Below are 17934 nucleotides of genomic sequence, written 5' to 3' on the forward strand. Positions count from 1 at the left end.
ACATAGGCGCGCAAAGGCACGTATGGGGGGGCGTAAGGCAGCGTAAGGGCGTGTAAGCGCGCCTAGAGGTGCGTAGACGTTCGTCAGGCGGCGCTCGGCGGCGGCTCGCTGCCGGCGCGCAACATCGCGGGGCTCGTGCGCAGCATGTCGAAGAAGCCGTCGACCACGGCATCGCACTCCACGCCGAGGTCGTAGTCGGGCAGGAAGAGCCAGTCCGACATCATGCCGACCACGAGCGCGTGCAACATGATCGCTGCGCGGCGCGTGTCGAGCGCCTGGGGGAGTTGACCGCGCTCGATCGCGCGTTCCATATCTCGCATGATGCGCTGCTTGCCGTCGGCGCACGCTTCGCGCTGACGTTCGAGCACCGACAGCATCTCGTTGGTGTATTCGCACTTGTGAAACAGAATGTCGAGCACGCGACGGCGGCGCTCATTACGCGCCGTCTCCCTGAGCACGAGCTTGCAGATCTCGTGCATGCGCGCCATCGGGTCACCGTCCTGGGGCTCCGTGCATTCCTCGTCGATCATGCGTTCCATCGGCAGACGGATGCGATCCGTCATGGCGTTAAACAGGTCGATCTTGTTCTTGAAGTGCCAATAAATGGCGCCGCGGGTCAGGCCGGCGGCCTCGGCGATGTCGGCGAGCGACGTACGCGATACCCCTTTCTGTGCAAACACCGTCTCGGCGGTGTCTAGCAACAGATTACGGGTCTCGATCGCTTCCTCTTTGGTTCTGCGGGCCATCGTCGTGTCACAGGGGCGGCGGAAATTTGCGAAATGCAGTGGAATGAAACGTAACGAGCGCCGCACATTGATGCGACGCAATATGATTTACATACATTCATGAATGTATCTATAATAGCAGCCGCTTGCTCTATTGCACAGGGAACATTTAAGCTCCTTCGTCTAAGGGAAACACCTCACTGATCCCAGGGAGCGAATTGACCGGGGCGCGCCGCGCGGTTTAGGGCAGGATTCGCCTGCTCACCCGCCGGGGCCCCGGAGCCTGTTCGACGATCTCACATGAGTGCCAGCGCGCGCGGTTCGCCGCGCCGGGGACGTCTTCTTGGCCGCCTTCCGGGCCTGTCTCCGGGGGCCCGCATTCCGGGCCTCAGGCACTTCCGACCCGCCTCTGCGCGACGGGATTGCGGACGGGCCTTTGCCGCCGCAATCGTACGCAACGTACTTGTCATTTTGTTTGACCGCATTCCATTTATCGGGGGCGTATATGCACGTCAAGAGAAGTTCACTGGGGATGGTCACTGCCGTCGCACTCGCGGTGTTGGCCTTGGCAGCATGCGGCAAGAAGCCGCCGCCGCCGCAGGCCATGGTGCCGGAAGTCGGCGTCGTGACGCTGCAATCCCAGAACGTAACGCTGACGACCGACCTGCCCGGACGCACCTCGCCCTTCCGCGTGGCCGATGTTCGCGCGCGCGTCGACGGCATCGTGCTCAAGCGCGATTTCACCGAAGGCGGTGACGTCAAGGCGGGCCAGCGTCTGTACAAGATCGATCCGGCCACGTATCAGGCCGCGTATGAAAACGCCAAGGCAACGCTGGCGAAGGCCGTGGCGAATCAGGCGTCGACGAAACTGCTGGCCGATCGCTACAAGCAACTCGTGGCCGTCGAGGCGGTGTCCAAGCAGGATTACGACAACGCCGTTGCCGCATCGCTGCAAGCCGACGCCGAAGTGCAGGCCGGCAAGGCGGCCGTCGACACGGCGAAGATCAACCTCGGCTACACCGACGTGCCGGCGCCGATTTCGGGCCGCACAGGGTTGTCGCAGGTCACGGAAGGCGCCTACGTGCAGGCAGGGGCCGCCACGCTGATGACGACCGTTCAGCAGATCGATCCGATGTATGTGGACGTGACGCAATCGGCGGCGCAAGGGTTGCGCCTGCGTCGTGCGCTGGCCGAGGGCAAGCTGCAAAGCGCGGGCAAGAACGCCGCCAAGGTGGAACTGACCCTGGAAGACGGCACGACGTACCCGCTCGAAGGCAAGCTGCAGTTCTCCGACATTACCGTCGATCAGACGACCGGCTCGGTGACCGTGCGTGCCATCTTCCCGAACCCGAACCGCGAGTTGTTGCCCGGCATGTTCGTGCACGCGAAGCTGCAGGAAGGCGTGAAGGAGGGCGGTCTGCTCGTGCCGCAGCAGGGGGTCACGCGTGATCAGAAGGGCCAGCCGACGGCACTGATCGTGAACAAGGAAGGCAAGGTCGAGTTGCGTCAGCTTGTCACCGATCGCGCGATCGGCAACATGTGGCTGGTGAGTGCGGGTCTGGCCGCCGGCGATCAGGTGATCGTGTCGGGTCTTCAAAAGGTGCGCCCGGGCGCGCCGGCGAAGGCGGTTCCGGCGCAGTTGCCGGGGGCTGAGGCGCCTGCAGGTGCCAGTGCACCGGCAGCGGCCGCCCCCGCCTCGGGCGCCAAAGCTCAATAACGCGGAGCCTCTTTCATGGCAAAGTTTTTTATCGATCGCCCGATCTTTGCTTGGGTGATCGCGATCGTCATTATGCTTGCCGGTGCGCTTTCGATCCTGAAGCTGCCGGTTTCGCAGTACCCGCCGATCGCCCCGCCGTCCGTTCAGATCACTGCCGTTTATCCGGGTGCTTCCGCACAGACCGTGCAGGATACGGTCACGCAGGTGATCGAGCAGCAGATGAACGGTATCGACAACCTCGAGTACATGTCGTCGACCTCCGACGGCTCGGGTACCGCTCAGATCACGCTGACCTTCGCGCAAGGCACGAATCCGGACATCGCGCAGGTGCAGGTGCAGAACAAGCTGCAACTCGCCACGCCGCTGCTTCCGCAGCAGGTGCAGCAGCAGGGCATCAAGGTCGCCAAGGCGACCAAGAACTTCCTGCTGGTGATCGGCGCGTATTCCGACGACGGCAAACTGACCGACATCGACCTCGCGAACTATCTGGCCGCCAACGTGCAGGATCCGATCAGCCGTGTGAACGGCGTCGGTCAGGTCCAGCTCTTCGGTGCGCAGTACGCCATGCGTGTGTGGGTCGATCCGCAGAAGCTCAACGGCTACAACCTGACGATCCTCGACGTCTCGAGCGCCATCCAGGCGCAGAACGTGCAGGTCTCGGCGGGCGAGCTGGGCGGCGCGCCGGCGGTGAAGGGCCAGCAGCTCAACGCCACGGTGATGGCGCAGAGCCGCTTGCAGACGCCGGAGCAGTTCCGCCAGATCCTGCTCAAGGTCAACAAGGACGGCTCGCAAGTGCGTCTGGGCGATGTCGCTCGCGTGGAGCTGGGCGGTGAATCGTACCAGGTGGTCGCGCGCTATAACGGCAAGCCGGCGGCGGGTCTCGCGGTCACGCTGGCCACGGGCGCCAACGCGCTGCAAACGGCCACGGCGGTCAAGCAGAAGGTGGCGGACCTCGCACAGTACTTCCCGACGGGCATGAAGGCCGACTTCCCGTACGACACCACGCCGTTCGTGAAGATCTCGATCGAGGAAGTGATCAAGACCCTCATCGAAGGTATCGTGCTCGTGTTCCTCGTGATGTATCTGTTCCTGCAGAACCTGCGGGCGACGATCATTCCGACGATTGCCGTGCCGGTGGTGTTGCTCGGTACGTTCGGCATCATGGGCGCGGCGGGTTTCTCCATCAACACGCTGTCGATGTTCGGGCTGGTGCTCGCCATCGGTTTGTTGGTGGACGATGCGATCGTGGTGGTGGAAAACGTCGAGCGGGTGATGTCCGAAGAGGGGCTGAGTCCGAAGGAAGCGACGAAAAAGGCCATGAGCCAGATCGTCGGTGCGCTGGTGGGGGTGGCGCTCGTGCTCTCGGCGGTGTTCGTGCCGATGGCGTTCTTCGGCGGCTCGACCGGCGCCATCTATCGCCAGTTCTCGCTGACCATCGTGGCGGCCATGGCGCTGTCGGTGCTCGTGGCCATCGTGCTCACGCCGGCGATGTGCGCCACGATTCTCAAGCCCATCAAGAAGGGCGAAGTGCATGAGAAGCGCGGCTTCTTCGGCTGGTTCAACCGCACGTTCGACAACAGCTCGAAAAAGTACCAGAGCCAGGTGGAGCGCATTCTCAAGCGCAGCACGCCGTTCCTGATCGTCTACGTGGTGATCGTGGCCGTCGTGGGCTTCCTGTTCGTGCGTATGCCGACCGCGTTCTTGCCTGACGAAGACCAGGGCTACTTCTTCAACCTCGTGCAATTGCCGCCGGGCGCGACGCAGGAGCGTACGCTCGACGTGATGAAGCAGGTCGAGAAGCACTATCTGGAGAATGAAAAGGACGCCGTGCGTTCGATCTTCACGGTGACGGGCTTCGGCTTCAACGGCCGCGGTCAGAACGTGGGTCTCGCGTTCACGATGATGAAGCCGTGGGATGAGCGTCAGTCGGCCGATCTCAAGGTGCAGTCGGTCATCGCACGGGCGTACCGGGCGTTCGCCGGCATGAAGGACGCGATGGTCTTCGCGATCAACCCGCCGTCGGTGCCGGAACTCGGTAACGCAGGCGGTATCGACTTCGAGTTGCAGGATCGCGCGGGTCTCGGCCACGACGCGCTCATGGCCGCCCGTAATCAGTTGCTGGGCATGGCGGCGAAGAACCCGAACCTTGCGAACATGCGTCCGAACGGACTCGACGATACGCCGCAGTACAAGGTGGACGTCGACGAAGAAAAGGCCGCCGCGCTGGGGCTGTCGATTGCCGATGTGTACTCCACGCTCTCGGCGTCCTGGGGGTCGTCGTACGTGAACGACTTTATCGATCGCGGTCGCGTGAAGAAGGTGTACGTGATGGCGGAAGCGAAGGATCGCATGCTGCCGCAGGACATCAACAAACTTTACGTCCGTAATTCGAGCGGGGCCATGGTGCCGTTCTCGGCCTTCGCCACGGGGCAGTGGATTTATGGCTCGCCGCGTCTGGAGCGCTACAACGGGGTGCCTGCCGTGGAAATTCAGGGCATGCCGGCACCGGGCAAGTCGTCGGGCGACGCCATGAAGGCGATCGAGGAAATTGCGAAGCAACTCCCGACGGGTATCGGTCTGGAGTGGACGGGGCTGTCGTTCGAAGAGCGCATCTCCGGCTCGCAGGCGCCGGCGCTCTACGCCATTTCGATCCTGATCGTGTTCCTGTGTCTGGCGGCCTTGTACGAAAGCTGGTCGATCCCGTTCTCGGTGATTCTGGTGGTGCCCTTGGGGGTGTTGGGGGCGTTGCTCGCCGCGACCCTGCGTGGCTTGTCCAACGACGTATACTTCCAGGTGGGTCTGCTGACCACGGTGGGGCTGTCGGCGAAGAACGCGATTCTGATCGTGGAATTCGCCAAGGACCTCCAGGAGCAGGGCCGCACCCTGATGGAAGCGACGATGGAGGCGGTGCGCCTGCGTCTGCGACCGATTCTGATGACGTCAATGGCGTTCGTGCTCGGCGTGTTGCCGCTGGCGATCTCCAACGGCGCGGGCTCGGCTTCGCAGCACGCGATCGGGACGGGCGTGATCGGCGGTATGCTGGCGGCGACGTTCCTTGCGATCTACTACGTGCCCGTCTTCTTCGTGCTGGTGCGCAAGCGCTTTGCGCATGAAGACCTGGACACCGTGGAGCATCCGGAAGCGCGCAAGCCGAACCCGGACGCCACCGAAGGCCCCGCCAAGGAAGGAAACTGAGCTATGAAGCACAAAGCATTGTCGATTGCCTTGGCGGCAGCGTCCCTGGCAGGCTGTACCCTGGCGCCGCATTATGAGCGGCCCGAGGCGCCGGTCGCCACGACGTTCCCCACTGGTCCGGCCTACAAGACGCCTGGCGCGGCAAACCAGAACGGCACCGCGGGCAGCAGTAGCGTGGCGGCGGCCGATTTGGGCTGGCGCGATTTCTTTACCGATCCCCGCCTGCAGAAGTTGATTGAGATCGCGCTGCAGAACAACCGCGATCTGCGCGTCTCGATGCTCAACGTCGAAGCCGCGCGTGCGCAGTATCAGATCCAGCGTTCCGCGTTGCTGCCCTCGGTGGGGGTGGCAGGGCAGGGGTCGGTTCAGCGCACGCCGGGGGACCTGACGTCCTCCGGGCGGGCCAGCATCAGCCGCAGCTACCAGGTAGGCGTAGGCTTTACGTCATACGAACTCGATCTGTTCGGTCGTATCCAGAGCCTGAAGGATCAGGCATTGGAGACGTATCTGGCCAGCGAGGACACGGCCAAGACGGCCCACATCACGCTGATCTCGGAAGTGGCGACGGCCTACCTCACCTGGTTGGCCGATCAGGATCTGCTCAAACTGACGGCCGACACGCTCAAGAGCCAGGAGTCGTCGTATCAGCTGACCAAGCGTAGCTTCGACGTGGGGACGGCCTCGGGGCTCGATCTGCGACAGGCGCAAACGCCGGTCGATGCGGCGCGGGCGAATCTGGCGCAGTACACGCGCCAGGTCGCGCAGGACGAGAACGCGCTCGCGCTGCTCATCGGTCAGCCGTTACCGGCGGACTTACCGCCGGGACGTCCGCTCGACGGGCAAGGCCTGCTCACCGATCTCCCCGCCGGGCTGCCGTCCGATTTGCTGCTGCGTCGCCCTGACGTGACGGCGGCCGAGCACACGCTCAAGGGCGCCAACGCGAACATCGGCGCGGCGCGTGCCGCGTTCTTCCCGTCGATCTCGCTCACGGCGAGCGCGGGGACGGCGAGCGCGTCGCTGGGCAATCTGTTCAAGGGCGGGCAGGGCGCATGGTCGTTCGCACCGACCATCACGCTGCCGATTTTCGCGGGCGGGCAGAATCTGGCCAATCTCGATCTGGCCAAGGTGAAAAAGCGCATCGAGATCGCCAACTACGAGAAGGCGATTCAGACGGCGTTCCGCGAAGTGTCCGACGGGCTGGCCGCACGCGGCACGCTCGACGATCAAATCGCCGCGCAGGAGTCACTCGTCAAGGCGAGCGACGAGAGCTACAAGCTCTCGGACCTGCGGTATCGCAATGGCGTGGATAGTTACCTGAACGCGCTCGTCTCGCAACGCTCGCTGTATGCGGCGCAGCAGACACTGATCGCGACGCGTCTGTCGCGCTGGACCAACCTCGTTACGCTGTACAAGGCGCTCGGAGGCGGTTGGGAGGAGCACACCGCACCGGCCAGCGCCGGGGCGGCATCGGCACCGGCGGCACCCGCATCGTGATCGTGTCGCGAGGCAGGCGCGCGGCGTGATTGGCGCAAATGTCTCGCGACGGTGCAAGGTTTGACGATCGAGACGCCCGGCAATACGCCGGGCGTTTTACGTTCGGGCGTCGTGTTTCGCGGTAAACAAGCTCAGTTCCCGAGAGGTTTAGACGCTGGGTTCTACGCTCGCCCCTACCTGGCATACCGCTTCGTCGATATCCTAGTTCGCGTTGTATTCGCAACACCCCGAGCGTCGACGCGAGCGTTTGCATGACGTTGCCGACGCGACGCGCGGGGCACTTATAAGCTGACCGTTTTTCCAGGGAGAGACACCATGAGCGATCTTCAAACGCGCTTCGACGAGGCCGTAGCCCAATCCAAGGCGCTGCCCGAGCGCCCCGACAATTTCACGTTGCTGCGGATCTACGCGCTCTTCAAACAAGGCACGGAAGGCGACGTGTCCGGTGCGCGTCCCGGCATCACGGATTTTGTCGGGCGTGCCAAGTTCGACGCCTGGGAGATGCTCAAGGGCAAGTCGAAAGAAGAGGCACAGGAAGCGTATGTCGCACTTGTCGATGAGTTGAAGGGATAAGGTTGCCGGGGGCGGCAATGACGCGATGAAGCGGCGTAGAGTCCCCTCGGTACGACGCGCCAACAGACGGCGACTTCGGTCGCCGTTTTTTTATGGGCGTTTGCGTGATGGCGGGCATGCGTTGCGTATGAGCAGTGAGGTGGCGCATGACGGGGCGGGTTTTGCGGCGGTGTCCGATTGGCGTTTCGTCGACCGTGCGCGACGATGGACGCGTCATCAACGAGACGAGGTATCGAACCATGAGACAGGATCGCCGACACCCCATGCGCTTGACCGACCGGCATACGCTTCGCGATGCGTTGACCCATCGCGCCCGGACGCGCTCGCGGCGAGGTCACGGTATGCCGCCGTTCGACGCGGGCCGAAGCCGGCGGCGGGGAGCGCAGCCCTGGACACCGCCCGCCTCGGTGCCACCGAGGCAGGCGCCGATGAAGGGGCGGCCGCAGTGCGGTGTGCGGCGTAGGGCATTGGCACGGGGCGCGACACTGCTCGACGTCATGTTTGCCGTGCTGGCGCTGACGGCCGGTGCGCAGGGCTTTGCACGATGGCAGGCCGCCGGGGGAATGTCATCTGCCGAACTCGCATCGACGCCGAACGTGACGATGATGGCCTTGCCAGCCCCGGGGGCGGCACTGTCGCGACCCCCAGCGGCGGGCGATGCGTGGCTCGCTCTCGGTCAACCATGAGCGCGCCGCGCGGCGACTGGGGCGATGGCTGGCGCAAACGTCGCATGACTGGCTTCACGTTGCTCGAGGTGGTACTGGCCATGCCGCTGGGCTTGCTGGTCGTCATGGCGGCGACGGCGATCTATCTCGCGGGCATTCGCTTGTGGCGAGTGCAGGCCGAGCGATACGACGTCAACGAGCGCGCCATCTTCGCGCTGACACAGCTCACGCGTGCCGTTGGTATGGCCGGATATCGAAACTGGGACCCGATGGAAGGCGCGATCCGATTGCCCGGGCAAGGGGTGAGAGACTGGCCGTCGCTGCGTGTCGGCGCCGAGTGTGCGCTCACGGCCGACAACTGTTCGCGGTTCGGATGGCAGGGCAGTGCGCTGCTGGAGGTGCAATTTCACGGGGCGGGCTTTTTGCTGGGCAATGGGGCTGTGCACAATTGCGGCGGGTACCGCGTGAAAGCCACGGGACGGCTGGACGAACGTCAACTCAGCATCTTCTATGTGGACAAGGGAGAAGACGCGATTCCCTCGCTTTACTGCCGCTACGGTGAGCGTCAGGCGACGGCGACCGATCTGCGCCGCCCGGAAGTGCTGGTCATGGGGGTGGAGGCCATGTACATCCGATTGGGGTTGCGTGACCGAGGGGCCGGGGGCTTGCGTTGGGTCGCGCCGGGCACGCGGATGCGGAACCGACCCGCGCGCCCGCCGGCCGGCGAGCGGGGATGGGAGAACGTGGCAGCGGTCGCGTTTTCGTTGGTGATGCGCGGGGCGCCGCGTCGCGGTGGCAAGCCGCGGGCAGTGAGCGTGATCGAAGTGTTCGACGCGGCGACCGGCGGTCGTGAGTTCAAGCGACTGGGCAACGCCGGCGACGTCCATTTACATGTGTTCAATGCGGTGGCCTATCGTCGCAACGACGGTGGCGTGGGGGCGGAGGCCGAATGGTTGGCGTCTTCATTGTGATGTGGTTGGCCGCCCTGATGGCACTGGCCGCCTCCGGCATGCAGCATCGCCAATTGGCGAACCGTTTCGTCGCGTACACGAACGATCGTGTCGGGGCGTTTGCCGCAGCCGACAAGGCACTTGCCGAGGCGCGCGACTGGCTTACCGACGGCGCACAGGCCGCGGAGATCGCGAGCATGTCGGCGTTCGACGCCGGGCCGAATGGGGTGCTGGCGGCGAGCCATCGGGGCGACGTCTGGTATCCAAAACGCGTGCCGCGATGGCGGACAGTCGAGTGGAGTGGCAGTGGAGCGGTCGTCAAACGGCATAAGGCAAGCTACTTCATCGAGCGAATCGCGTTGTCCGCCTATTGGACCGACGACGCAGCAAAGCGCGATGCGTCGGTGCGACGCTATCGGGTCAGTGCGATGGGATGTGGCGACTTGCCCGGGACGCGTGTCTACCTGCAGGCGATCTATGAGGTTCGTCGTCGCGAGCAGGAGGTTCGTCCCGGTGGGGGACGCGGATCGGATGCTTCGCGTTCGTCGTATTCGTCGCGCGCATTGAGTTGGCGCGAGGTGGTGACGTGGCACGACGATGTCGTGGGAAAGTCCACGCACGGCGCTCAGCGTGAGTCTTGCGATGCATCATGATCCGCGGGCGATGTCGGGCATCACGCTGCTGGAGTGTGTTGTCGCGGTGGCGGTGCTTGCCGTGGCGCTGCTGGCGGTCGCGCCTTCCATCGAGGCCGTTCGCCGCCGCGTGGGGGTCGATATCACGGCGCGCGCCTTCCTGGCGTCGATGCAGGCCGCGCGAGCGGAAGCCCTGGCGCGCCACCGGCGCGTGGCGATAGCGCCGCACGATGGCGGGGCGCTGAGCGGCGGCTGGGTGACGTTCGTGGACGAAAATCGGAATCATCGCTTCGACGCGGGAGACCAATTGCTGGGGCGACATGCGCCATTACCACCGGGAGTACACATCGAAGCGGACTGGGCGCTGTACTACACGGAAGGGCTGGCGTTCGCGGAAAGCGGTTTCATACGAACCGAGCGCGACAAATGGCTCTCGGGGACGGTGCGGATCGAGGGGCACGAGCGTCGCATCTGCATCACGATCAATGCCTATGGCCGCGCCCGCATGTCACGTCGGTGCGCCGCCGCGCCGCGATGATGCCATGACCGCGCGCCGTCATGCAGTCATGCGGGCGTGGCGTCGAGAAGTGGTGTTGCCGTCATGTCCTGAGGCATAGGGGGCGTGCCCATTACATGACGGGGGGGATGCCGGCGTCGTTCGCGTTGGCGTGGGTGCTGTTTGTGGCGGACGCGGCAGTGGCGTGTGCCGCGTTGGGTTCATCGGCTTGCGGCGCTGACGGCTTCGTCGAGTCCTGCCAGAGCTTGATGCCTTGCCATGCGAGCACGCCGAGGCCGCCCCACTTGAGACCGCGACGAACAACGCGTCCGACGGGGGTATGCGACAAGCCGGTGAGCGCAAGCGAGGCCACCGAGCTGACCAGGGGGTAGCGCTCGAGCAGACCGCCGAGTTTGAGCCCGGAGTTCGCGAGGCCCCCAAGCCCGGCGAACTTCGCGAGGCCGCCCGGCAACAGGTAGCGCACCCAACGGAAATTGCGCAGACGCTCGCGCGTCACGTGCGCGGCCTGGATCAGTTCGGCGCGCTCGACGGCGATGCGCGTGAGCACCAGCTCCTTGCGAATGGCGAGGAGATCGTGGCGCGAGCGTCGTGACGGTCGCGGGCGGCGAGGGCGGTTCGGTTCGAGCGGCACGGGCAGATCTCCTTCAGTCCGGACGCAGCGCGTCGCGATCCTTTTCGAACTCGGCCAGCGTGGCCTCGAACGGCATCGGCGCATCGCGCAGAATGTTGCGCGCACGCACGGCGCACCACCCCGCCAGCACCAGATACACGGCAAAGATGCCGGTCATGGCCTGAAGACGGTAGGTGTCCCAGAAAATCACGATCACCAGCGCGGTGAGCGACACCAGAGCGAGCACGCCGAAGAGCATCGCGGCCAGGCCGAGGAAAGCCACGCCCATCAGGCGCTCCTTCTCCTCGGTCAACTCGATGCCGATCAGTTCGATGCGCGACTGTACGATCTCGAGCAACGCACCGGCGAGGCGCCGCAGCGAAGGCCGCGGCGGGGTCGTGCGATCATTGTCGGTCATGGGGTGGGCTTGGCGGCCCCCTGACCCGTCGTGCCGGTCAGGTGGGCTCCGCCTTGGGCAGAGTAGGCGAGGAAGTGACTTGCGTCGGCGTAGCTTACTTACGGTTGAGCAGGAGGCCGATCACCACGCCGATGCCGGCGGCAATGCCCACGGCTTGCCACGGATGGTCGTGAACGTAGTCGTCGGTCACGCGCGCCGCCTGCTTGCTCTTCTCCACGACGACAACCTGCACGTCGGAGGCTTTTTCCTTGGCCTGCTTGAGCAGCGCCAGGGCCTTGTCGCTCAGTTCGGAGGCACGCTCACCGGTCGTGTTGGCGGCTTGCTTGAGCAGATCTTCGGCGTCGGCCAATACGGATTTGATATCGGTCATGAACTTCTCCTTGTTGGTAGGGACTTGCGACATGGTCGTTACCCGATTTTGGGAGGAAAATGCGAGAGGGATATGAGTCACATCGTAACGCGTTCAATGCGTCGTTGCCAGAAAACAACGTCCCAACCGCCTTATATTTCGAATAATTATTTGCACCAAATTTTTTATTCGTTCTGGCAAAGGTTAGCATCCTTTAGTCTTTACCCCACTGAGTTGACGGATCTCAAGGAGACTGTAAATGACATTGCGTTTGGGTGACATTGCCCCCGATTTCGAGCAAGACTCGTCGGTTGGCAAAATCAAGTTCCACGAATTTCTCGGCGACAGCTGGGGGGTGCTCTTCTCGCACCCGGCCGATTACACGCCGGTGTGCACGACCGAGCTCGGTCTGACCGCCAAACTCAAGGGTGAGTTCGAAAAGCGCAACGTAAAGGCCATCGCATTGTCGGTGGACGATGCCGAGTCGCACAAAGGCTGGATCAACGACATTAACGAAACGCAGCACACGACGGTCAACTTCCCGATCCTCGCCGACGGCGATCGCAAGGTGTCGCAGCTCTATGACATGATCCATCCGAACGCCAGCGAAACCGTGACCGTTCGCTCGCTGTTCGTGATCGATCCGAAGAAGAAGGTGCGCCTGACCATTACGTATCCGGCCAGCACGGGGCGCAACTTCGACGAAATCCTGCGCGTGATCGATTCGCTGCAACTGACCGATAACTACTCGGTGGCGACGCCGGGTAACTGGAAAGATGGCGAAGACGTCGTGATCGTCCCGTCGATCAAGGACGAAGCCGTGCTGAAGGAGAAATTCCCGAAGGGCTACAAGGTCGTGCGTCCCTACCTGCGTCTCACGCCGCAGCCGAACAAGTAATCCGGCTTGCATGTCGGAACGCTGTCGACGAATGTCGACATTGTTCGACGGACGCTGAAACGGAAAATGCCAGCGCGAGAGCGCTGGCATTGTTGTTTGGTACGCGCCGTCGCCCGGGGGATTGACGGCCCGCGACTTGCGGCCTGAGAAACGACGCGTACCAGACAAGTGCCCTACGCCGCGCGAGCGACGCGCGGTGTAGGGTATCGAACCCATCCAATCGATCGAATCGATCGATTGGATGCGATGCGACGACAATCAGAAGAACGCCTGGATGCCGGTCTGTGCGCGCCCGAGGATCAGGGCGTGAATGTCGTGTGTGCCTTCGTAGGTGTTGACTACTTCGAGGTTCACCAGATGGCGGGCGATGCCGAACTCATCGGAGATGCCGTTGCCCCCGAGCATGTCGCGCGCGAGACGGGCAACATCAAGGGCCTTGCCGCACGAGTTGCGCTTCATGATCGACGTGATCTCGACGGCGGCGGTGCCCTCGTCCTTCATGCGCCCCAGGCGCAGGCAGCCTTGCAGACCCAGCGTAATTTCCGTCTGCATGTCGGCCAGTTTCTTCTGGATCAACTGATTGGCGGCGAGCGGGCGACCGAACTGCTGACGGTCGAGCACATACTGGCGTGCCGTGTGCCAGCAGAATTCGGCGGCACCCAGCGCACCCCAGGCGATGCCGTAGCGGGCCGAGTTCAGGCAGGTGAACGGGCCTTTCAGGCCAGAGACGCCCGGCATCAGATTCTCTTCGGGCACGAACACCTGGTCCATCACGATCTCACCGGTGATCGACGCTCGCAGACCGACCTTGCCGTGAATCGCCGGGGCGGAGAGACCCTTCCAGCCCTTTTCCAGAATAAAGCCGCGAATCTTCTCCTCGCCACTCTCGTCGGCGAGCTTGCCCCAGACGACGAAGACGTCAGCGATCGGTGAGTTGGTGATCCACATCTTGCTGCCGCTCAACTCATAGCCACCGGCGACCTTCTTGGCGCGCGTGGTCATGCCGGCGGGGTCGGAACCGTGGTTGGGTTCCGTCAGGCCAAAGCAGCCGATCCATTCGCCGCTGACCAGCTTCGGCAGGTACTTCTGCTTCTGCGCTTCGCTGCCGAATTCGAAGATTGGCACCATGACGAGCGACGACTGCACCGACATCATCGAACGATAGCCCGAATCCACGCGTTCGACTTCACGCGCAATCAGGCCGTAGGCCACATAGTTCAAGCCCGGGCCACCGTAGGCTTCAGGAATCGTCGGGCCGAGCAGGCCGATCTCGCCCATCTCGCGGAAGATGGCCGCGTCGGTGCGCTCGTGACGAAACGCCTCGAGCACGCGCGGTGCGAGCTTGTCGTTCGCGTAGGCGGCTGCCGCGTCGCGAATCATGCGCTCCTCGCTGGTGAGCTGCGCATCGAGCAACAGCGGATCTTCCCATTGAAACTGTGCATTGCCTGCCATGACCTATCTCCTCCGATGTTCTCGAAAAATGCGCTGACACAATTCTCGTCGGCCCCGCCTGATCGGCCGGCGGACCTTGTGGCCACCCGAACCCATGACGTGCTCCGACTTGACTAAAGTTCCGCAATGCGGAACAATGTTCCAAAACTGAAGTTAGTTTAACACTAAAATTTTTGGCTCGGCAACGGTCACTTGTTGCGCGGGTCGCCCCTTTTTGCTGCGGAGCGCGCGATGGTTGTGGTCAAAACGTCCCTGTCTGCCTTTGCCGGTGCGCCGGCGCATGGTGTGCCGCCGTCACATGACGAGCGCAAGTTCGTCACGGCGCTGGCACGTGGTCTTGAGCTGTTGCGTGCCTTTGGACCTGACGATGTCCTGCTGGGCAATCGCGACTTCGCCGCGCGCACCGGGCTGCCGAAGGCGACCGTCAGCCGGCTGGCCTACACGCTCACTGAATTGGGCTATTTGCGTTACGACGCCGATCTGGGCAAGTACGCGCTCGACGCTGGCGTGCTGGCGCTGGGATATGCCTTCCTGAACGGCACCGACATGCTGACGCTGGCACGTCCGCACATGCGCGCGCTGGCCAAGGAAATGGGGTGTTCCATTTCGCTCGGTTGCCGGGAGGGCATCGACATGATGTATCTCGAGACCATCCGCAGCGATTCGGCGCATCTCACGCTGGGCCTGACGGCAGGATCACGCTTGTCGATGTTGACGAGTTCGATGGGGCGCGTCTACCTGGCGGCCATGACGCCTGTCGAGCGGGAGACGTTACTGGCCGATCTGCACGATGCCTATGACGCGAATCCGACGGCGCTGCGCAATGTCGGTTGGGACGCGCTGAAGTTGGGCGTCGACAAGGGCATCGAGACGTACCGGCGCGAGGGGTGTTGCTATTCGTTTCGCGATTGGCATGAAGGGGTGAACGCGGTCGCGGTGCCGTTGCGCGACGTGAGACAGAACCGATGGCTCGCGATCAGTTGCAGCGGCCCGTCGTCATCGATTCCGGATGCGGTCTTCCGCGAGGAGATCGCACCCCGATTGAAGCAACTCGCCGCGCGCCTCAGTGGGCAGGTGTAAGTCGGTGTAAGTCGGCAAAAGCCGGCAAACGGCGGTGGTCCATCGGGTTGGGGGCCGCCCGCGGCACTCCATTGCCGGTTAAGTCGCACCGCGGGCGGCCCCCAACCCGATTCGCAACCGCCTTCGACGCGACAACACCCACCAACACGACCCGGCCAACAAAGCCAGAACGACCGCAGTAATGACAGCAGAGACGAGCAGAGACGAGCAGAGACGAGCGGGAACGAGCAGGGGAACGTAGGGGCGCACGATGGCGGTGATTGTCCGTCCCCTGACGTAGCGACTTAACCGGCATTGGAGCGGAGTCAGGGGACGGGCAAGCGCCGCAGCCCTGGGCATGTGACAGGGCTGCGTGCGAATCTATGCGATGGGTGTCATCAGCGCACTGAAAAAAACCTCACAGCAACGTTCGCACATGCCAAAGCTCGGGGAACAGTACGACATCGAGCATCTTGCGCAAGTAGGGGGCGCCATTGGTACCACCGGTGCCTTGTTTGAAGCCGATGATGCGCTCGACCGTCGTGACGTGGCGGAAGCGCCATTGCCGGAACGCGTCTTCGAGATCGACCAGTTCCTCGGCCATCTCGTACAGTTCCCAGTGTTGCGATGGGTTGCGATATACCTCGAGCCATGCGGCCTCGACGGTGGCATCGTGCGGCGTCGGCGTCGTCCAGTCGCGTTCCAGGCGTTCAGGGGCAATGGCAAATCCGCGCCGTGCCAGAAGGCGCACCACCTCGTCGTAGAACGAAGGGGCGCCCAGCGCGGCCTGCACCTGCGCGAAGACATCGGGGCGATGCGAATGGGGCTTCAACATCGCCGCATTCTTGTTGCCCAGCATGAATTCCAGAATGCGGTACTGATACGACTGAAAGCCCGATGAGCTGCCCAGCGACGGGCGCATCGACGAATACTCCGACGGTGTCATCGTCGCGAGAACGCTCCACGCCTGCACGAGTTGCTCGAGAATGCGCGACACGCGGGCGAGCATTTTGAACGCGGGGGGCAGGTCGTCGTTGTGCACCGCCGTACGGGCCGCCTGCAACTCGTAGAGGGCAAGCTTCATCCACAACTCGCTCGTCTGATGCTGGATGATGAACAGCATCTCGTTGTGGTCGGTCGAGCGCGGATGCTGTGCATTCAGAATTGGATCGAGCGACAGGTAGTCGCCGTAGCTCATGCTCTTCGAAAAATCGAGCTTCGCCTCATGCCATTGCGTGGCATCGGTCGACGCTTCCGCCGGTGCGGACGATGCGTCCGGCGTTGCGTCGTCCGGGCCTTGATGGCCGAACGGGCACCCGCCCGATGCGGGCGTCGTCTGGGCCGGGATGTTCTGCGGGTCGGGCGCGCAGGAAGGGGTCTTGCTCATGCTTATGACTCCTCGCTCAGGTCACCGCGCCGCGGCGACGAAACTCGGGCTTGTCCCACGAACCCGTGGTCAGCACGTCACGCAAAATTTCGACAGAATCCCAGACATCGGCAAAGCTCGTATAAAGCGGTGTCATGCCGAAGCGCATGATGCGCGGCTCGCGATAGTCGCCGATCACGCCGCGCGCGATCAGCGCCTGAATCACGGCGAACCCCTCCGGATGTTCGAAGCTTACCTGCGACCCGCGCGCCGCGTGAGCGCGCGGCGTCACCAGCGTGAGCGGGAATTCGGCGCAACGCGCTTCCACCAGTTCGATGAACAGATCCGTCAGCGCCAGCGATTTGCGACGCAGGGCGTCCATCGAGGTCTGCGCGAAAATATCGAGACCGCACTGCACCAGCGAAAGCGAGACGATCGGCTGCGTGCCGCACAGGTAGCGCCCGATGCCATTGTCCGGCGTGTATTCCGGCTGCATCGCGAACGGCGTGCGATGGCCCCACCAACCCGACAGCGGCTGCCAGAAGGTATCTTGAAGACGCTTGTTAACCCAGACGAATGCGGGGGCCCCTGGACCGCCATTCAGATATTTGTACGTGCAACCCACGGCGTAGTCGGCGTTGGCGCCGTTCAGATCGACAGGCACCGCACCGGCGGAGTGGCACAGATCCCACACGCACAGCGCACCGGCTGCGTGAATCTCGGCCGTACGCGCGGCCATGTCGTACATGGCGCCGGTGCGATAGTTCACATGCGTGAGCAACACCACGGCGACGTCGTCGCCCAGCGCGGCAGGGAGTTCTTCCGGCGAATCGATCAGGCGCAGCGAGTAACCGTCGTCGAGCAGGCGCGTGAGGCCTTGCACGATGTACAGGTCGGTCGGGAAGTTGCTGCGCTCGGAGACAACCACCTTGCGTTGCGGCGCGAGGGTGCGCTGCGCATCAAGGGCGGCGGCCATCACTTTGAAGAGGTTGCTCGACGTGGTGTCCGTCACCACCACTTCGCCTTTGCCAGCACCGACGATGGGGGCCAGGGCGTCGCCGAGCGTGCGCGGCAGCGCGAACCAATCGGCCTCGTTCCAGCTGCGGATGAGACCCACGCCCCATTCGGCCGTAATCACCTCCTGGGCGCGTTGGGCCGAGGCCACCGGGCGCGCCCCCAGCGAGTTGCCGTCGAGATAGATCACGCCGGGCGGCAGATCGAATTGGGCGCGCAGCGCGGCGAGCGGATCGGCCGCGTCAAGGGCCAGGCATTCGTTGCGAGAAGACGTCATGGTTTGCGTTTTGTCAGTGAAAG

17 protein-coding genes are annotated in these 17934 nt (G+C 63.6%); 10 read left to right on the top strand and 7 right to left on the bottom strand.

Going from position 1 to position 17934, the window contains the following annotated elements; genetic code table 11:
* Positions 1-83 precede the first annotated feature (83 nt).
* Entirely contained in the window at positions 84-746 is a 663-nt protein-coding gene (locus tag PanNE5_RS13565; RefSeq protein WP_026131538.1) for a TetR family transcriptional regulator, read from the bottom strand.
* A 484-nt stretch (positions 747-1230) separates the two neighbouring features.
* On the opposite strand from PanNE5_RS13565, the gene PanNE5_RS13570 reads away from it, so the two are divergent.
* The 8 genes from PanNE5_RS13570 (at position 1231) to PanNE5_RS13605 (ending at position 10489) form a co-directional block, all read left to right on the top strand.
* Positions 1231-2442, top strand: a complete 1212-nt coding sequence (locus tag PanNE5_RS13570) for an efflux RND transporter periplasmic adaptor subunit (protein ID WP_026131539.1) — start codon at positions 1231-1233, stop codon at positions 2440-2442.
* 15 nt (positions 2443-2457) lie between these two features.
* Positions 2458-5637: an efflux RND transporter permease subunit gene (locus tag PanNE5_RS13575; RefSeq protein ID WP_017231654.1), complete on the top strand. Its 3180-nt coding sequence runs from the start codon at positions 2458-2460 to the stop codon at positions 5635-5637.
* Positions 5638-5640: 3 nt separating this feature from the next.
* Positions 5641-7131 (top strand): AdeC/AdeK/OprM family multidrug efflux complex outer membrane factor, encoded by a 1491-nt coding sequence (gene adeC, locus PanNE5_RS13580; protein WP_017231655.1) that lies wholly within the window; start codon positions 5641-5643, stop codon positions 7129-7131.
* A 315-nt stretch (positions 7132-7446) separates the two neighbouring features.
* Positions 7447-7704: an acyl-CoA-binding protein gene (locus tag PanNE5_RS13585; RefSeq protein ID WP_017231656.1), complete on the top strand. Its 258-nt coding sequence runs from the start codon at positions 7447-7449 to the stop codon at positions 7702-7704.
* A 467-nt stretch (positions 7705-8171) separates the two neighbouring features.
* Positions 8172-8390, top strand: coding sequence for a hypothetical protein (locus PanNE5_RS13590; protein WP_017231657.1), 219 nt, complete (start codon positions 8172-8174; stop codon positions 8388-8390).
* Positions 8387-9340, top strand: a complete 954-nt coding sequence (locus PanNE5_RS13595; RefSeq protein WP_174975148.1) for a PilW family protein — start codon at positions 8387-8389, stop codon at positions 9338-9340. The genes PanNE5_RS13590 and PanNE5_RS13595 overlap by 4 nt, the downstream gene beginning before the upstream one ends.
* Positions 9319-9972 carry a pilus assembly protein gene (locus PanNE5_RS13600; protein WP_261938151.1) on the top strand — a complete coding sequence of 218 codons (654 nt, stop codon included), beginning with the start codon at positions 9319-9321 and terminating at the stop codon, positions 9970-9972. The genes PanNE5_RS13595 and PanNE5_RS13600 overlap by 22 nt, the downstream gene beginning before the upstream one ends.
* Positions 9962-10489, top strand: coding sequence for a GspH/FimT family protein (locus PanNE5_RS13605; RefSeq protein ID WP_261938152.1), 528 nt, complete (start codon positions 9962-9964; stop codon positions 10487-10489). The genes PanNE5_RS13600 and PanNE5_RS13605 overlap by 11 nt, the downstream gene beginning before the upstream one ends.
* 91 nt (positions 10490-10580) lie before the next feature.
* Here PanNE5_RS13605 and PanNE5_RS13610 read toward each other — a convergent pair whose 3' ends face one another.
* The 3 genes from PanNE5_RS13610 to PanNE5_RS13620 form a co-directional block, all read right to left on the bottom strand.
* Positions 10581-11099, bottom strand: a complete 519-nt coding sequence (locus tag PanNE5_RS13610) for a DUF3318 domain-containing protein (protein ID WP_261938153.1) — start codon at positions 11097-11099, stop codon at positions 10581-10583.
* Positions 11100-11112: 13 nt separating this feature from the next.
* Positions 11113-11496: a phage holin family protein gene (locus tag PanNE5_RS13615; protein WP_017231662.1), complete on the bottom strand. Its 384-nt coding sequence runs from the start codon at positions 11494-11496 to the stop codon at positions 11113-11115.
* Positions 11497-11590: 94 nt separating this feature from the next.
* Entirely contained in the window at positions 11591-11899 is a 309-nt protein-coding gene (locus PanNE5_RS13620) for a YqjD family protein (RefSeq protein WP_026131540.1), read from the bottom strand.
* A gap of 205 nt (positions 11900-12104) precedes the next feature.
* On the opposite strand from PanNE5_RS13620, the gene PanNE5_RS13625 reads away from it, so the two are divergent.
* Positions 12105-12743: a peroxiredoxin gene (locus PanNE5_RS13625; protein WP_017231664.1), complete on the top strand. Its 639-nt coding sequence runs from the start codon at positions 12105-12107 to the stop codon at positions 12741-12743.
* Positions 12744-13001: 258 nt separating this feature from the next.
* On the opposite strand, the gene PanNE5_RS13630 is transcribed toward PanNE5_RS13625, so the two are convergent.
* Positions 13002-14195 carry an acyl-CoA dehydrogenase gene (locus tag PanNE5_RS13630; RefSeq protein WP_017231665.1) on the bottom strand — a complete coding sequence of 398 codons (1194 nt, stop codon included), beginning with the start codon at positions 14193-14195 and terminating at the stop codon, positions 13002-13004.
* 231 nt (positions 14196-14426) lie between these two features.
* Between PanNE5_RS13630 and PanNE5_RS13635 the strand changes: the two genes are divergently transcribed.
* Positions 14427-15275 carry an IclR family transcriptional regulator gene (locus PanNE5_RS13635; RefSeq protein ID WP_261938154.1) on the top strand — a complete coding sequence of 283 codons (849 nt, stop codon included), beginning with the start codon at positions 14427-14429 and terminating at the stop codon, positions 15273-15275.
* Between the two features lie 397 nt (positions 15276-15672).
* On the opposite strand, the gene kynA is transcribed toward PanNE5_RS13635, so the two are convergent.
* Together kynA and kynU are read right to left on the bottom strand one after the other, a co-directional pair.
* Positions 15673-16641 carry a tryptophan 2,3-dioxygenase gene (gene kynA / locus PanNE5_RS13640; protein WP_017231667.1) on the bottom strand — a complete coding sequence of 323 codons (969 nt, stop codon included), beginning with the start codon at positions 16639-16641 and terminating at the stop codon, positions 15673-15675.
* Between the two features lie 16 nt (positions 16642-16657).
* On the bottom strand, positions 16658-17911 hold the full coding sequence (kynU, locus tag PanNE5_RS13645; protein ID WP_017231668.1) for a kynureninase: 1254 nt from the start codon (positions 17909-17911) through the stop codon (positions 16658-16660).
* Between the last annotated feature and the right edge of the window lie 23 nt (positions 17912-17934).

The organism is Pandoraea sp. NE5, assembly GCF_024363545.1.
In the GTDB taxonomy this organism is placed as follows: Bacteria; Pseudomonadota; Gammaproteobacteria; order Burkholderiales; family Burkholderiaceae; genus Pandoraea; species Pandoraea cepalis.

Bases quoted from the DNA above. Each gene is read 5' to 3' on its own strand.
- PanNE5_RS13605 (WP_261938152.1), top strand. From the start codon at position 9,962: ATGCATCATGATCCGCGGGCGATGTCGGGCATCACGCTGCTGGAGTGT.
- PanNE5_RS13615 (WP_017231662.1), bottom strand. From the start codon at position 11,496: ATGACCGACAATGATCGCACGACCCCGCCGCGGCCTTCGCTGCGGCGC.
- PanNE5_RS13620 (WP_026131540.1), bottom strand. From the start codon at position 11,899: ATGTCGCAAGTCCCTACCAACAAGGAGAAGTTCATGACCGATATCAAA.
- kynA (WP_017231667.1), bottom strand. From the start codon at position 16,641: ATGAGCAAGACCCCTTCCTGCGCGCCCGACCCGCAGAACATCCCGGCC.
- PanNE5_RS13570 (WP_026131539.1), top strand. From the start codon at position 1,231: ATGCACGTCAAGAGAAGTTCACTGGGGATGGTCACTGCCGTCGCACTC.
- PanNE5_RS13625 (WP_017231664.1), top strand. From the start codon at position 12,105: ATGACATTGCGTTTGGGTGACATTGCCCCCGATTTCGAGCAAGACTCG.
- PanNE5_RS13635 (WP_261938154.1), top strand. From the start codon at position 14,427: ATGGTTGTGGTCAAAACGTCCCTGTCTGCCTTTGCCGGTGCGCCGGCG.
- PanNE5_RS13575 (WP_017231654.1), top strand. From the start codon at position 2,458: ATGGCAAAGTTTTTTATCGATCGCCCGATCTTTGCTTGGGTGATCGCG.
- PanNE5_RS13595 (WP_174975148.1), top strand. From the start codon at position 8,387: ATGAGCGCGCCGCGCGGCGACTGGGGCGATGGCTGGCGCAAACGTCGC.
- PanNE5_RS13600 (WP_261938151.1), top strand. From the start codon at position 9,319: ATGGTTGGCGTCTTCATTGTGATGTGGTTGGCCGCCCTGATGGCACTG.
- PanNE5_RS13585 (WP_017231656.1), top strand. From the start codon at position 7,447: ATGAGCGATCTTCAAACGCGCTTCGACGAGGCCGTAGCCCAATCCAAG.
- kynU (WP_017231668.1), bottom strand. From the start codon at position 17,911: ATGACGTCTTCTCGCAACGAATGCCTGGCCCTTGACGCGGCCGATCCG.
- adeC (WP_017231655.1), top strand. From the start codon at position 5,641: ATGAAGCACAAAGCATTGTCGATTGCCTTGGCGGCAGCGTCCCTGGCA.
- PanNE5_RS13565 (WP_026131538.1), bottom strand. From the start codon at position 746: ATGGCCCGCAGAACCAAAGAGGAAGCGATCGAGACCCGTAATCTGTTG.
- PanNE5_RS13630 (WP_017231665.1), bottom strand. From the start codon at position 14,195: ATGGCAGGCAATGCACAGTTTCAATGGGAAGATCCGCTGTTGCTCGAT.